Origin of the sequence: Streptomyces sp. NBC_01549 (assembly GCF_026339955.1) — a bacterium.
Lineage (GTDB): Bacteria > Actinomycetota > Actinomycetes > Streptomycetales > Streptomycetaceae > Streptomyces.
Map to the genome: position 1 here is coordinate 26,184 of NZ_JAPEPW010000003.1, position 14,651 is coordinate 40,834.

The window sequence follows — 14,651 nt, forward strand, 5'->3', positions numbered from 1 at the left end:
GGTACAACGCTGTGACCAGGCATCTAGCGGCCCCGCCTCCTGGTCTGGGAGGCCGGTTTAGGTGAGCTGATGGCCCAGGTCGTCCAGGGCCTCAGCGGTCGCTGAGAGCGGGTAGCGGGCGGCGTTGGCATAGCCCGCCTGCCGTAGGGCGGGCAGCAGCCCGGGCGTGGTCCGCAGCCGGTCCAGGTCGCGGGCGAGGGCCGCGGAGTGGGTGAAGTCGGTGGCCACGGCGGAGGCGGCAAGGGCCTCGCTCAGGCCCGGCACCGGCTGGTAGAGGACGGGCAGCCCGCATGCCTGGGCTTCGAGGGCGACCAGGCCCATGGCCTCCAGGATGGTGGACGGCATGACGAGCACGTCGTGCTCGGTGAAGGCCTTCCACAGCTGGGGGCGGCGGAGCCAGCCCAGATAGCGGGCCCGGACCCCGGCCCGCTTCAGCAGGGGTGCCAGTGCATGGAACTAGCGTCTGGGGGCGGCGATGCTCAGCTCGACGCCCTGGACCGGAGCGAGGCTCTTGACCAGGGCTTCGGCGCCCTTCTCGGCAGTGAGCCGTCCTGCGTACAGCAGCCGCAGATGCCTCATCGACGCGCGGGGTGGACGGGCCGGTGGGGCGACCAGCAGCCGGTCCGGGATGCCCCAGGGAATGTGGTTGATCTTCCGGCGGTCGGTCTGCGGGGCGAGCTTGATCAAGTGGTCGGCCATCGCGCCAGCGGGCACGATGATGGCGTCGGCGGCCCGGGCAGTCTCGCGCAGGATCTGGAGCTGGTCGCGGTGGGCCTCGGCGAACAGGAGGTCGGTGCCGTGGACCAGGGCGATCCTGGGATGGACGGGAAAGGCCCGCATCAGGGCCGGGGTGGCGCCGAAGGCGAGGTGCTGCAGGTGCAGAACACTGATCTGGGCGGCGTCGAGCACGGCCGTCAGCGAGGTGCGCAGGGTCGCGACGTACCGGCCGAAAGCCGGACCCTCCAGGCACTTTCCGGTGACGGACAGCAGCTCGAGTCCGGCCGGGATGTGAGGACGGACACCGGCGGGGGCGAGCATGAACGCTCTCGCGGGGATGAGGGGCTTTTCGCCGGTGTACAGGTCGAGGAAGAGCTCGACGCTGCCGCCGGGACTGCCGACGGGCAGATCCAGGAAGGTGGCGGCCCGCGGACCGGACGGGGGGCTCGCAGGGCGGCTCATCGGCTGCCTCCGTTGATCTCCTCGTACAGGCGGGAGATGTCGATGCCGTCCGTGGCCGCGTACTTCGCCGCCTGGTGCTGGTAGCTGTCCGGATGGCCGTGCGCGGCGATGAAGACGAGCTTGCCGAAGGTCATGCCCGGGTAGACCCGCACGGGCTTGGCGGCACGGATCTCCAGGGTCCAGCGGATCGCGTGTCCCTGGTGGCCGAGCGGGGCGGAGACGTGGACCCAGATGCCCAGGGAACCGATGGTGCGGTCACCGTTGAGCATCTGCGCGAACGTCTCCGAGCCGGTCCGCTCGTGGGTGACGCCGAGGTAGAGCAGGCCGGGGACGAGGATGAGGCCGTAGTCGGGGATGTGCTGTTCGGTGAACGCGGTGGGGGCGGCGGCGTCCAGGTCGCCGGCGCAGACGCGGATGGTGTCGCCGAGCCGCCAGTCGTAGGCGTTAGGGGAGATGCGGACGGGGTCGTAGGGGTCGATGGTGATCTCTCCGGTGTGGACGGCGGCGGCGATGGAGGGGCCGGTGAGGATCACGAGGCCACCGCCCTCACGCGGGCCGCATCGCGCCAGTAGCGGGAGGGTTGGGGGCCGGTGGCGGCCTGGTACTTGCCGCGGTAGAGGTCGATGTCGCCGATGGAGACGAAGAACATGACCTGCCCGATCTTCATGCCCGCGTACACCCGCAAGGGCCGGATCGGGGAGAGCATCAGGGTCCACTGGCCGTGGAATCCGATGTCGCCGATGGGGGCGGTGATCTCGACGAACAGGCCGAGCCGGCCGACGGAGGAGCGGCCGAACAGCAGCGGGACGAGCGTGTCGGAGCCGACCTGTTCGAGGGTGTGGCCGAGGTAGAGCTCGCCGGGCTGGAGGACGTAGCCGCCGGGGCCGATCTCGACGGCGGTGGTGGGGTTGGGGTGGTGGGCGTCGATGACGGGGGCGGTGTAGGTCAGCAGGGTGGGGCCGAGGCGGACGTTGTAGCTGTTGGGGTTGACCTGGTCCGGTTCGAAGGGGTTGATCGTTAAGCGTCCGTCGTGGGCGGCTGCTGTGATTTCGGGGCCGGTGAGGATCATCGGGCACCTTCCTCCTGGTCGGGCAGTGGGGTGGCGACGGTGCGGCGGACGGTCTGGCCGAGCCGGAGTCCGGCCTGGTGGGTGCGTCCGCCGAGGTAGGTGTCGGCGAGGTAGTCGGTGGTCAGCACGGACCGGATCCCCTCCGGCAGTGGCCGCGGTGCAATGGCCAGTGGTCCGACCTGATTGGCCAGGTGCGTGAGCAAGCCGTCCATGTCGGCTGTGTATGCGTCGGGGAGGAAGGCGTGGACGAGCTGGTTGTCGAACGGTTCGATGGCCAGCAGGTCCCCGAGGGTGAGCACGTCGGTAAGGCGGGTGGGCCGCAGGGTGGTGTCGTTGAGGATGACCGCGTCGGCGCCGAGCCCGGTGTGCAGTCGGTCCGCGATGTCCTGCAGGAGGCGGTGCCGGTCCAGCTCGGTGTCCCGGTAGGGCTCGTCGACGGTGCCGAGGCGGGCGGCGAGCATCCGGCCGGTGAAGGCGATCTCCTCCTTCAGGGCGGCGAGTTCGGCGGGGACCGTGCCGTTGTCGGGGAAGGGGGCGGTGCGGGCGGCCCATCCGGACCCGACGGGTTCGGCGGCGGCGTATCCGGTGCCGAGCTCGCCGCCCTTGACTACAAGGGTGTCGCCGACGTTCAGCGGCCCGTAGGTGCTGCTGTGGCAGTGCCCGGCGAAGATGACGTCCACGAACGGGCAGGCGACGGCGAGTTCGAGGTCCGTCTCGAAGCCGGAGTGGGACAGCACCATCCACGCGTCCACGCGGTGGTGGTGTTCCAGCATCAGTTCGCGCAAAACGGTGGCGGGATCGGTGACGCGGTGCCCAGCCCGCTGGTCGGCGGGGATGGTGTGGAACGCGCTGACGCCGATGACCGCGGTGACTGCGACACGGCGGCCTTGCACGTCGACGATGCGTATGCGGTCGAACAGCGGCCGCCCAGTGCTGTCGTCGACGGCGTTGGCGCACACGGTCATCTCGCGCAGGCTCGACTCGAAGTAGTGGGGCCAGCCGTGGTTGCCGGGGGCGAGGACGTCATACAGCGTCGTGAGGATCTCTCGCTCGCTGGCCCCCTTGCCCAGCTGGTAGTAGCCGGTGCCCTCGAAGAAGTCGCCGCAGTCGGCAATCAACGAGGTCGCCCGCAGATCGTGCAGGTGCGGAAGCAGGCTGTCGGCCCGGTCGAGGGCGGAGTGGACGTCGGTGGTGGCCACGATCTGGGTGAAGGTCCTGGTCATTGCGCTACCTCGGTGATGTCGGCGCCGAGCATGCGGAGTTTGGCCGGCAGGTCGGCGTGTCCACGCCGAAGCTGGTCGAGGCCGCTGACGGTGGTGGCACCGCGGGCGTTCAAGGCGGCGATCAGCAGCGCGGAGCCGGTGCGGATGTCGGTGGCCTGCACGGCGGCCCCGCTCAGCCGCTGGGGGCCGGCCAGGCGGCAGTGGGTGGGAGAGAGTTCTTCGATCACGCCGCCGAGGCGGGTGAGCTGGGGGATCAGGTTGCCGTGGCGGCCGGGGTTGATGTCGTCGGAGAACAGGTGGATGCCAGGCAGGGTGAGAGCCAGGGCCATCAGCGGGGGTTCGAAGTCAGCGTCCAGGCCGTTCGGAGCCAGTGAGGCGATCGCCCGCAGCGGCCGGTCGCCGACCGTGCGGGCCTGGTGGACGGTGATGGCGTCGGGGGCGACAGTGATGGGAACGCCGACCCAGTCCAGCAGGCCCGCAAGGACCTTGAGGTCGGGGCCGTTGATGCCCTCGATGCGGCCCTCGCCGCCGGTTGCCGCGATCGCGCAGGCCAGTGTGCCGGCCTCGATCTTGTCGCCGGGGACCGTCCAGGCGACGGTGCGGGCCGTAACGCCCGGCGGGGGGTCCAGCGTGATCTGGTCCTCGCTGGCGTGGGCCTGCCACCCGGCGGTACGTAAGGAGGCCAGCACCCCGGTGGTCTCCGGGGACAGGTTCGGATTGCCCAGTTCCAGGCGGCTGCCGGAGGCGACCGCCCGGCACACCGCGGCGATGCTCGCTCCGCGTGAGCGGAACGGCAGTGTGAGGACGACCCTGTCGCGGGCCTGTCCGGCGAGTACGCGGAATCCGGTGTCGTCGAGCAGGACAGTGTCGCCGAACGCCTCGTACACCTTGAAGTGCAGGTCCATCCCGCGGTCGCCGATCCGGCAGCCGCCCGGCCAGGGCAGCACCGCCTGCCCGCAGGCCGCCAGCAGCGGCGCCACCAGGTAGTAAGAGGCCCTGATCCGGGCGGCGTCCGCCAGCTCGGGCACCTCGATGGGGCCGCCCTTGGGCATGACGATCACGGCCCCCGGCTCGGCGACCGGGTGGGCGACGCGGTAGCCGCACTGCTCAAGCAGGCCGAGCATCCTGTGGACGTCGGCACTGGCGGGGACGCCGGACAGGTGAACCCCGCGACGGAGAGACGCGGCGGCGGCCAGCAGCGGCAGGGCTGCGTTCTTCGACCCGTCCGCCCTGACCGTGCCGACCAGCGGGCGGCCGGGCCGGATGGTGACGGCATCGACACCAGTCGTGCGGGTGGGAGCAAGCTCCATCAGAAACCTCCAGGACAAGCGCAGTTGGGACTGAAGGTGGCGTTGGTCATGCAGTGCTTCATGGGGCGGTCCGGCCGCCGGCAACGGGGGTGCGGCAGCGGCCGGCCCGCGAATGACACCGCCCTCACGAAGGAAAAGAAGGGGTGCCCGCCGCACGTGGATCCCCGGGGCGCCGGGGCGGGCGTGCGGCCCCGACCCGACGGGCGGCCCGGGGGCAGCCGTCGTGCGGGCCGGAAGATGTGTCAGACGTCCACGAGGGCCGGGGCGGACAGGGCGCATGTGATCTGCTTGCCGACTTCAGTCGGCTTCACCGTCCAGCCCGGGGCGAGCGCGTCGAGAATCCACAGCCCCCGCCCGGCCTCGGCTTCGGCGTTGTCCGGTGCCTGGTCGCGGCGCTTGGGAACGGCGGCTGGCTCGGGGTCGTGCACCTTCACCAGCACCAGATCGTCTTGGGGCTGGACCTGGACGATGACCGGGGCCCAGGGGCCGCAGAGCCTCACCGCGTTGCCGACGAGTTCGCTGGCCACCAGTTGTGCCGCGTCCGCGATCTCCTCGCCTATTCCCGACCCGGTGACCGTCTTGAACACCGCCTGCCGCATCTCCCGCAGATGCTCCGGGCTGGCGCTCATGTGGAGGACGAATCCGGCGTCATGGTGCACCAGGTAGAAGCCGCAGGATGCCTGCGGCAGGACGTCGGCAGGTCCGGTGTGGGCCTGGGCTTCGTGCATGGCGTGCTCCCCAGTCGACAGAGCGGGCAGCCGGCCGAGGAGTCGGACCGGGCTCGCGCTGTGGGTCGGCACGTCGGCCCCCGAGAGCGGTGATTCGCCCCGGGAAGTCGGCGTAAGGCAACGGCATATGACACGAAGCGCGATGAAGTCATCACGCCTCGCAACCGTTAGCCAGCATGCCCTGAGGCAACTCAATTGGGCAACATGCCCAATTGAGATTTCCCAGATTGGTTGTCCACCCCTCGGGCAAGGGCCACACTGTCGCCATGGCCTGGAAGAGGAATCCTGCCCCCAAGTCCATCTACCGACGTCAACTCGCGGCCCGGCTCAAGGAATTGCACGACCAGTCCGGCAAGACGCTGGCCGAGGTCGGCCAGATTATCGAGGTCAACCAGGGTTCACTCAGCCGCATCATGAACGGTGACCGCGGCACCTCCCCTGTCCTGGTGAAGGCACTACTCGACTGCTACGGCGTCACCGACCCGGCTGTCCGGGAGGACATCTTGGACCTGGTCCGCGCAGATCAGGCACAGCGTCAGAAGTGGTGGCGCAAGTACTCCGCGGTCATCAACACCACCCAGTACGGCGGCTACCTGGAGCTGGAGCAGAGCGCGACGACCCTGCGGTCCTACGAGCCGCAACTGGTCCCCGGACTGCTGCAGACCCCCGAGTACGCCCGCCAGGTGATCACCGCAATGCGCGTCGACCTGGACGCCAAACAGGTCGAGGCCCTGGTGGACGTGCGGATGAACCGCCAGACGCTGCTGGTCCACGACGATGCGCCGAAGCTGTGGGCGGTCATCGACGAGGCCGCCTTCCGCCGCATCGAATCCCGGCCGACCGTCCTCAAAGAACAGCTCGAACACCTGCTGGATGCCGAGCCTCGCACCAACATCACCCTGCAACTTCTACCGTTCGCCGCCGGGTTCCATCCCGGCTTGTACGGGTCGTTCATGCTCATGGGTTTCCCCGAGCCCAACCCGGACTTGGTCTGGGTGGAGAATCTGACCAACTCGGTGTACTTCGAGGGATCAGACGATGTGGGGCGCTACACCGAGGTCTTTGACCACCTGCGGGCCACGGCCCTCGGCCCGCCCGAGACCCGCAGCCGTATCAAGAGCATGCTCAAGGAGCTGTAAGTGAGCAACACCAAGCCCGACCCCGCCGAGCTGGACTTCTCCACCGTCACCTGGGAGAAGAGCCCGTTCAGCGGGGGCAACGACAACTGCGTGGAGTTCGGCGTGATCGGCGACCTGGTCGCCGTGCGCGACTCCAAGCGGCCCGAGCAGACCCCGCTCGTGTACACCCGGGGCGAGATCGGGGCCCTGCTGGCCGGAGCGAAAGCGGGCGCCTTCGACCACCTGGCCTGAGCACTCACCGGCCGTGACGTGAGACAGCCGTAGACGAAAGCGGCGGCCGGCCCCAGCGTTAGTGGGGTCGGCCGCCTTCGCCATCTTCGCAGACCCAGGCAACAGCGCAGGTGAAGCCCACATCTCAGGCTGAATCCCGCCACCAGCCGGTCCGGTCACGAGCCCGAAGGCCTCTCCCCCATGCCGTTCACGGGCTCGGCGTCGCGGCCCCACATCTGCCGACCCAGGAGGTACATGCACATCAACCCGGCAAAACAGGTGAAGACCCATCCGAATCCGAGCGCAAGGACGCTGCCGCCGGCGCCGCGTTCACCGCTGTAGAGGACGGGTCTTCCAAGAGGAGCCGATCAAGTTCTACCGAGCCTTCCTCAACACCCGGCCCGCTGCCGGCCGGCTGCGAAATACCCGGAACAGACCGAGCAGGAGTGGGAGGAGTTCCAGAAGCACTTCAAGCTGCGCGAGGTCGAGCTCAGCACCTGTGGACGCCCCTACGCCGCCTCCTGCGCGCATGAACAGCCTGCCTCGCTGTCCGATGCTCAGAGTCGACCCCCAACAAGGCCGACGTCTGGGAGATCCGCCAAATCTCGGTTGCTCCTGTGCGCTGTGCGGATTCGCTTCCCGCCGCGACCAGTTGCTCCCCGTCGGCCAACGGCCGCGGCTGGCCGACCTGTACGCCGAAGTCGAGCAGGTGCGGTGCGACGGCTTCCACGCCGACTGGCGTATCACCGACCTGATCCGGCACGTCGAGACCTGCGGGGCGCCCGACCCCGGCGTCGTGTGCACGGACGACGGCCCGGAGTTCACCGCCCTGCAGGAGCAGGTCCGCCAGGCGCTGAAGAAGAACCCCCGCAAGGAACCTGAGCTGGCGCGCCGCGGCGGCCGTGAGCTGTGCGACGGCTGCACCCCCCACAGCTGATACCCGCGTGTGCCGGGCCGGTCTGTCCGGACCCGGCCCGGCATACGTCCCCTTACAGTGGATTGAAGGAGATGACCATGGACACCAACCCCACCGCCCTGCTTCTCGACCTCGCCGCCCGCGCCCAGGACCTGAGTGACCTGGACGCGCTGCAGGACGTTCTCGCCACGGGCCACCGCGCCTGGTGCGAGGGCGTCGCCGACGTCCAGTCCGGTATTCGCCGGGAAGTCGCGAACCTGTCCGACACCCAGCTCGCCGAGCGGTGCTCTGCTGTCGGCGCTCCGTGGGAGCCGGGGATGACACGCGGCGAGGCGGTCTCCGCGCTCGCGTTCGCGATCTGGGAGGCCGCGCCGGCCGCCATGGCCTACACGGAGTTGGAAGAGCGCGCCGCACTCTTCGGTGTCTGCCTTCTTGGCGAGGAACTTCTGTAGCCGATCTGGCGGCGGGTTGGACACGAACCCATCCACTTTGGCATTATCGAACCTGTCGCGCTCGTCCGGGCGCCGGCACCGCCTTGCTGATCCTTCCAAAGGGGCCCAGATGTCTCCCGCCGAGCGGCTCGTGGACACCGCGCAGATCGTGTCCGAGTTCGGCACAAGCAAGCCCCGGATCAGCGAGTGGAGCAACGACCCGGACAGCGGCTTCCCCGCGGTCGCGCACACCGAGGGCCGCAAGCGGTTCTGGCGCCACAACGAGGTCGCGGCGTTCTTCGCCAAGCGCGCCCCGAAGAAGCGCACGCTGCCGGCCGCGGTACTCGAGGCCGACCAGGACGAGCTGCTGGCCAAGCGGGAAGTGGCCAAGCTCCTCGGCTATACCCGCACCTCCACCATCGACGCCTACTTCCGCGACCGGCCCGGATACTTCCCCGAGCCCGACGAGGACGCCGACGGCCCGATGTGGCGCCGCGGCACGATCGTCGCCTGGGCCAGCAACCGGCCCGGCAAGGGCCGCCGCAGCTCCGCCCCGGCCGCCGCGCTGCCCCCGGTGCCCGTCGATGGGGACCCCGACGAGTTGCTCGGTACCGCCGAAGTCGCGAGCCTGCTCGGCTACAGCAGTGTCGCTTCCTTCTCCAGCTCTCTCTACCAGGGACGCATCCCCGAACTGCCCGAGCCGGAGACCCTGGAGAGGGAGGAAGGCAGCCGCGGCGGAGCCCGCAAGAAGTGGCGCCGGGCCACCGTCGTCGCCGCCGCCCGCACGCGCGGTGTGCTGCCCGCCGCCGACCAGGACGAGAACGAGGACCTGGTCGGCGCCGCCGAAGCGGCCCAGATCCTCGGATACGGCAACGCCGACAGCTTCATCAGCGCGCTCGGGCACGGGCTCCTGCCCGATCTCGAGCAGCCCGACGGGTTCGAATACCGCCGCGGCAGTGCCGGCCGACCGCGCCAGCAGCGCTGGAAACGCTCCCGCCTCGAGGAGCTGGCCGCCCGCCGGTCCTCGACGCCCTGACTGCAACACCGAATCGCGTCACACGCGGGATACCGTAAGACCGCGGCCTCTGGTTGAAGGGATCGACGAACTCCCGGCGGGCCAGACGCCGCACGATGGCCGGTATGGAGAGGCCAGCCACCTCTCCGCCGCGAAGCCACACGGCTCCGCGGCACCGGCCATCGCCGCATCCGCCCAGGGCAGCCGTGCCGAAGCGCGCCGAGACCGGATGAGCACCAGAGCAGATGTTGAACGCAGAGAGTCGATTCGGGCCCGGCGTGTCGACGAGACCTTTCTAGGCCCTGTGATCGTCCGCCCAGTTCATGAGGAGCAGGAGACCGACAGGAATCACGCCGCTCACGAAGGCTATCGCGGCGCCCTCCACTCCAAAGAACGGATAAGTGAGCCCGCTCGCGCAGCTGCCGATCGCGGAAGAGATGAGGATGGCCGCCTCTCGATCCTTCGGCCTGTACGGCATCAGCCCTGCGACCAATAGCCCGGTTCCATAGCCTCCCCCTGCCATTCCTACGACGCCCGTCACCCAGCCAAGGAGCACTCTCGCCGAGGTGTTGCTCGTGCCAACCGTGTGTGCAAGAAATCCGATGGCCCAGGCGAAGAGCCAGCTTGGGAGGATCACCGCGCAGGCCTTCAAGGTGAGAACGACCCCGTCGTACGTAGGCACGAGCCTGGCCACCTGTGCGGCCGTCGGCCCTCTCCGGTCTTTCCGCGTCAGCACGATCTCTGCGTGGGCGACGGGGACGGAGCGGAGTTCCCCTGCGGGAACGAGTTCTGTTCCCGTGGCGGGAACTTCGCTACGCAGGTCCCGGACCTCTTGGTCCAGGGCGCGCATGCCGATCTGGATCTCGGCCAGGGCTGCATCCTCGCGGTCGACGAGGTCGGCCAGCCGTTGCCCTTGTCGTTGGAGTTCTTCGGCCAGAGTTTGGTCCCGCTCCGCCAGCTCGCGTCCTAGGGCATCGCGGTCTCTCCTGTCCTCTGTGATCTCCCGGCGGGCCTCGTTCACTCCATTCGCCAGGGCAGCAACGTGCTCCTCCATCGCAGTGAGGGCCTGGCGAACTTCCTGCGACGAGCCGTCGGCACCCTCCAGTTGGTCCTTGAGTTCGTCGCGCTCTCGCCGTAGCGACTCGGCTTCGTTCAGGTAGTGCTGAACGAGCGGGCTTGGGGTCTTGCTGTTAGCGACAGCCGTCTCCCATAGTTGCCAAGCCTCGACCCGTTCCTCGTCGCTCAACGGCTTCTCCTCCTCCTCGCAGAAGGCGAAGATTTGCGCAACGAAGTGTTGCTGACAGACCCGCTTCCCGGTGAAGTACCGGCTAGCTGTGGACTTGTTCAGGTAGTACTTTTCGATGAAGGCTGACCGCGTGAGGCCGCGCTCCTCCAGAACCTCCCGGAGCCGTCGCGCGAACCGTTCGGTGTCTAGTTCCGCGGACTTGTTCCCAGCGGGACCCCCAGCGGATTGCTCTTCTTCCTCGCCCACCCCGCACCCCCTGTGAGTTGCCAAACTGCGGGATCCCCTCGTCCCCAATCCGCAACTCGCGGATGAGCAGGAGAGTCGGTGCACGGAACAGAAACCCGCGCATCGGAGGAGCAAGGTGCCCGCCAACCAGAACTCACAAAATACAAGTGGAGACGCGCAGCCGCGCACCCTTGCAGAAGCCCGGTCCGAGACTGCCCGACTGCAGCGCAAGGCGAAAATCCTCGCGATTCTGCTCGGCATCGCGGTCGGCATCATCGCCGCCCTCGTGGCGCTGATGATCTTTATGGCTGGCCACGCCAGCACGGTGGCTACCTCCGCGGGGGTCGGCGGCACCTTCCTCGCGGCGACGTACTTCGCGCTCTTCCTGGAGGAGAAGGCGGGGGTGTTTTAGCCCTTGGGCGGTGCCGACCTGTTCGGCACCGCCCCGCTCGGAAGATCTTCTTCGGCCAGCGCGGCGAACTACGCCCGCCAGCTACCGGGCGCTCGCCGAGCACGCCAAACGCAAAGCGCATCCCGAAGCCGTGGAAGCAGCACACCCCGACTTCGCAACCCTTCCCCCGGCCCTCGTGCAGCGACGACGGAGCCCGCCCTCTGACGCGGTGCGGCGTCAGCGACCACCGCGAATTTCCGTTCTGCTACTCCCCGAGAGCCACGTACGCCCATCGCGCCGCACCAGGTAGTGGTCTGGTGCGGCGCGATGGCCTGTGTTTCGCCTTAGCTGCTGGGCTGGGAGTTCTTGCCGCCGTCGTTCCCGGACGCGGTGCAGGGCCCGGTGCTGTCTCCTTCGGCGGGGAATGACCGCCGGCGACCGGGGTGCTCGGGGCGTGTACACCGGGTCAGCAGTCTGCGGAAATCCGCCCAGACTTCGTACGCTGCGTAGCCGAACATCACTTGGCGCCTCCGGGGTTGGCGGGAACCAGCAGGCCGTCACCCGGCCACAGGGCGCACCCGGCTTCCGCCCAGGCCAGTTGCCTGCCGACCTCGACCAGGACCTTGATGCGTTCGGCGGGCCCGTACGCCTGATGCCGCCCGGCCGCCGGGTCGTAGACCCGTACTTCGCTGTGCGGGCCGGAGCACACCAGGGCACGGGCGATGTCCGGCAGACCCAGGCTGAGGGCATCGCATTCACCGTCCTGGATGAGCTGGAGCAGATCCTCGGTGACCGCCTCCCAGTCGCCGACCTCCGGCCAGCGCGTACCGCCGTCCAGTTCGTGGGTGAGCGTGGCAAGCGGAACGATCTCGCCTGGCCGGCGGCCGCGGGTGAGGAGGTCGTAGATGCGGGCGCCGTCGGGCTGCCGGACACGGGGGTGCAGCAGGGAGGCTGCGGCTACGAGCGAGGTGTTGATCTCCTGGGCTGCGGCCGGGTAGTAGGCCTCGTGCGAGAAGAGCAGGTACACCTCGCCGGTGGGCTGCTCGGAACCGTCCTGGGGCATGTTCGTTTCCTCCTTCGTCGGCGGGACGGGGGTCGTGTGCTCGGCTGAGGGCTGGGGCCGCCGGCGGGGCCCGGGCGGATAGGGACCCAGCGGAGGCTGCCCGCCGAACCGGTCATGCCGGGCAGCCGCCGCGTCGCCCTGCGTGGGCGTGACGATCTGTCGGGTCTGGACGGCGAGTTGCAGCATCAGCCGCTCCCGGGCGATGAGCTCGCTGGAGGCCGAGCGGGTGTCGTGGCGCTGGAGCAGGTCTGCGGCGTCGAACAGCTGGTGGTGGCCGATCTCGACGGCGCGCCGCACCTCGTAGCGGTCGCTGCTGACGGCGGCCCGGACGAGGCCGGTGTGCAGAGCGGTGAGGCGCTGCAGGTAGCGGCAGGCGGCTTCGTCCTCGACGATCCGGGCGTTCTCGCCGGCGCGGGTACCGAGCCGGTCAGACAGGTGCTCCACGAGCAGCGGGGCTAGGACGGCCGCCGACAGCACGATGCCGAAGGGGATGCCGTGCATGGGCGCAAGGGCGGCGACCACCAGGGTGAGGGCCGTGACGACGGCCGTGGCCGGCCGTACGGTCACTTTGCCGAGGAGGATCCGGTGTGCCGGTCGTCTGGCCAGCCAGCGCAGGCTGATGCGCTGGGACCGGGTCGCGATCGGGGTGAACACGGCGATCCGGTGTGGCTGTTCGGGCAGGCTGCCGTCGGCCGGGACCGTCCAGTCGATCCACCCCCATCCCGTCCGTTCACGGATCAGGACGGGCTCGCAGCCGGCCACGCAATTGGAGCCGCAGCAGACATGCCCGCCGCGCACGGCGCGTGAGCGTTTGGCCTCCCACCGGTCCGGGTCGAGGGTGAAGGGGCGCTGGTGCTGGCCGGCTGCGGTCGGCGGTGGTGTGCGGAGCGTGTCCGTCACGGGCTGCTTCCTTCCAGTGGGTCGGTCAGGCGGAGGCGCACGTCCTGCAGCGGCCGCCGCCGTCGGGGTGGGCCCGCCGGGGCGTTGGGCCCGGACAGGTGCGGCACAGCGGCCAGCCGAGGCAGGCCGGGCAGAGGTCTTCACCGGGGGCGGTTGCGGGCACCCCGCAGCCGGCGCACTCGACGAGGGCCCGGTAGGTCAGGGCGTCAGTAACGCTGCGGGCGGCGGCCCCCATCGATGACCGCTCTGTTGTCGCCGCTGCGTACGGCTCGTTCCACGGGGGCGCATCGTGGTGGTCTGCTGCGGTGGTGGGCGACGGGTAGGCCTGGGCGGCGCGGAGCCTGGCGGCGATGATCGCGCCGACCGAGGTGCGCACTGGGTCCGGCAGGGGCCGGTCGGTGATGACGTGGCGCAGCTGCTCGCTGCTCCAGCCGGACTCCAGCATCACCGTGGCCACGCGGCCCTGATCGGTCAGCACCTTGCCGGTCAGCAGGAGTTCCGGACGGCTCGCTCCGATCTCGAGCAGCAGCTGGATCCCCGGATGCATCTCATCCGCCGGGAGCGCAGCCAGCGGGGACGCTGGTGCGTCGGGCTGGTCCGTCCCTTCGGGTGTGCGCGCGATGTCGCTGCGGTCGCACGGAGGGAGGGTGCTGGTCTTCTGCTTGTTGGTCTTCTTTCTGTTGGTGTTCTTAGCGGGGTGATTAACCGACGTCGGGTTATCCACCGGTGGAAAACCCGACATCGGTTGCGACCTGCTGTTTTGCAGGCTGGGCAGATCGGTGATGAAGTACGCGGCCGCGCCGAGGGTGCCTTCGGGGCGGCGCTCGCGTTCCCGGAGCAGGAAGCCGTGCTTCTCCAGCTCCTTGAGGCCGCTCTTGACGGCCGCCTCGCCGTCGCGGCTGCGGCGCGCCAGGTCCGTGACGCTCATCCGCCAGCCGTCCCGGTGCGTGCTGATGTAGCCGAAGGTTCCCTTCGCCTTGAAGGAGAGCCTTGGGTCGCGGAACAGGCCGTTGGCGATCTGGGTGAACTGGTCCGCCGCCATCACCCCACGGCGGATCCCCGCCCCGAAGCCGGGCGGCGCCTCACCCGCCGGCGCGGAGGTGAACGCCGGACCAGCCGCCGCGGCAAGGTCGGCGTCGACGGGAGCAGGACGGTCCGTGATCGAGTACACGATCTCGCCGAGCGTCCCGTCGTCGTGCCTCAGCTGTTCGCGGATGAGGTAGCCGTGCCGCTGCAGTTCGCTCAGGCCGCCGCGTACGGCGTCGCGTCCGTCGGGTCCGGCGCGCACGAGGTCGGCAACCGTCACGTGCCAGCCGGCGCGGTGGGTGCTGATGTAGCCGAAGATTCCCTTCGCCTTGAAGGAGATCTTGGGGTCGCGGAACAGGGCGTTAGCGATCTGGGTGAACTGGTCCGCCGCCATCACCCCACGACGGATTCCCGCCCCGAAACGGCTCATCGTGCTTCCTCGCGCGCCATGTGCGCACGGCCGCCGATGCCCTGGAGCGGACCTGCGGGAGCGAGGTGGCCGGGGCCGCTGTGTGAGGTGATGTGGACGAGATCCATTCCGTCAGCTCACCCGGCGCCCCCGACCAAGCTGACGGCCACA

The 14,651-nt window shown here is 69.4% G+C and carries 14 protein-coding genes and 1 pseudogene; 6 read left to right on the forward strand and 9 right to left on the reverse strand.

The genetic code is table 11. The features are described 5' to 3' along the window. Positions 1-57: 57 nt before the first annotated feature. The 6 genes and pseudogenes from OG819_RS46320 to OG819_RS46345 all read right to left on the reverse strand — a co-directional run bounded on the left by OG819_RS46320 (position 58) and on the right by OG819_RS46345 (position 5,509). Positions 58-1,179: pseudogene (locus OG819_RS46320) on the reverse strand (glycosyltransferase family 4 protein). After that, positions 1,176-1,712 (reverse strand): deoxycytidine triphosphate deaminase, encoded by a 537-nt coding sequence (locus tag OG819_RS46325; RefSeq protein ID WP_266655713.1) that lies wholly within the window; start codon positions 1,710-1,712, stop codon positions 1,176-1,178. The pseudogene OG819_RS46320 and the gene OG819_RS46325 overlap by 4 nt, the downstream one beginning before the upstream one ends. Further along, the gene (gene dcd, locus OG819_RS46330) at positions 1,709-2,248 is read right to left on the reverse strand and encodes a dCTP deaminase (RefSeq protein ID WP_266655715.1); all 540 of its coding nucleotides are present in this window, start codon (positions 2,246-2,248) and stop codon (positions 1,709-1,711) included. The genes OG819_RS46325 and dcd overlap by 4 nt, the downstream gene beginning before the upstream one ends. Further along, entirely contained in the window at positions 2,245-3,471 is a 1,227-nt protein-coding gene (locus OG819_RS46335; RefSeq protein WP_266655717.1) for a metallophosphoesterase, read from the reverse strand. Before OG819_RS46335 ends, dcd begins: the two co-directional genes overlap by 4 nt. Further along, positions 3,468-4,781, reverse strand: coding sequence for a UDP-N-acetylglucosamine 1-carboxyvinyltransferase (locus OG819_RS46340; RefSeq protein ID WP_266655719.1), 1,314 nt, complete (start codon positions 4,779-4,781; stop codon positions 3,468-3,470). The genes OG819_RS46335 and OG819_RS46340 overlap by 4 nt, the downstream gene beginning before the upstream one ends. Positions 4,782-5,023: 242 nt before the next feature. Beyond that, positions 5,024-5,509 (reverse strand): ATP-binding protein, encoded by a 486-nt coding sequence (locus OG819_RS46345; RefSeq protein WP_266655721.1) that lies wholly within the window; start codon positions 5,507-5,509, stop codon positions 5,024-5,026. A gap of 266 nt (positions 5,510-5,775) precedes the next feature. Between OG819_RS46345 and OG819_RS46350 the strand changes: the two genes are divergently transcribed. The 5 genes from OG819_RS46350 (at position 5,776) to OG819_RS46370 (ending at position 9,241) form a co-directional block, all read left to right on the forward strand. Further along, positions 5,776-6,648, forward strand: coding sequence for a helix-turn-helix transcriptional regulator (locus OG819_RS46350; RefSeq protein WP_266655723.1), 873 nt, complete (start codon positions 5,776-5,778; stop codon positions 6,646-6,648). Beyond that, a complete protein-coding gene (locus tag OG819_RS46355; RefSeq protein ID WP_067383621.1) occupies positions 6,649-6,879 on the forward strand; it encodes a DUF397 domain-containing protein in 231 nt (76 codons plus the stop codon). It begins immediately after the preceding gene. Between the two features lie 631 nt (positions 6,880-7,510). Then, positions 7,511-7,795, forward strand: a complete 285-nt coding sequence (locus tag OG819_RS46360) for a hypothetical protein (protein ID WP_266655726.1) — start codon at positions 7,511-7,513, stop codon at positions 7,793-7,795. 77 nt (positions 7,796-7,872) lie between these two features. Further along, entirely contained in the window at positions 7,873-8,226 is a 354-nt protein-coding gene (locus OG819_RS46365) for a hypothetical protein (RefSeq protein WP_266655728.1), read from the forward strand. A 109-nt stretch (positions 8,227-8,335) separates the two neighbouring features. Then, positions 8,336-9,241, forward strand: coding sequence for a hypothetical protein (locus OG819_RS46370; RefSeq protein ID WP_266655730.1), 906 nt, complete (start codon positions 8,336-8,338; stop codon positions 9,239-9,241). A 274-nt stretch (positions 9,242-9,515) separates the two neighbouring features. Here the strand turns inward: OG819_RS46370 and OG819_RS46375 are convergent, their stop codons facing one another. After that, positions 9,516-10,712, reverse strand: a complete 1,197-nt coding sequence (locus OG819_RS46375; RefSeq protein ID WP_266655732.1) for a hypothetical protein — start codon at positions 10,710-10,712, stop codon at positions 9,516-9,518. A gap of 115 nt (positions 10,713-10,827) precedes the next feature. Here OG819_RS46375 and OG819_RS46380 point away from each other — a divergent pair, with 115 nt between their 5' ends. Continuing rightward, positions 10,828-11,103, forward strand: coding sequence for a hypothetical protein (locus OG819_RS46380; RefSeq protein ID WP_095849684.1), 276 nt, complete (start codon positions 10,828-10,830; stop codon positions 11,101-11,103). Positions 11,104-11,599: 496 nt separating this feature from the next. Here the strand turns inward: OG819_RS46380 and OG819_RS46385 are convergent, their stop codons facing one another. Next, the gene (locus tag OG819_RS46385) at positions 11,600-13,045 is read right to left on the reverse strand and encodes a hypothetical protein (RefSeq protein ID WP_266655736.1); all 1,446 of its coding nucleotides are present in this window, start codon (positions 13,043-13,045) and stop codon (positions 11,600-11,602) included. A gap of 25 nt (positions 13,046-13,070) precedes the next feature. Further along, positions 13,071-14,501, reverse strand: coding sequence for a hypothetical protein (locus OG819_RS46390; protein WP_266655738.1), 1,431 nt, complete (start codon positions 14,499-14,501; stop codon positions 13,071-13,073). Positions 14,502-14,651: the final 150 nt, after the last annotated feature.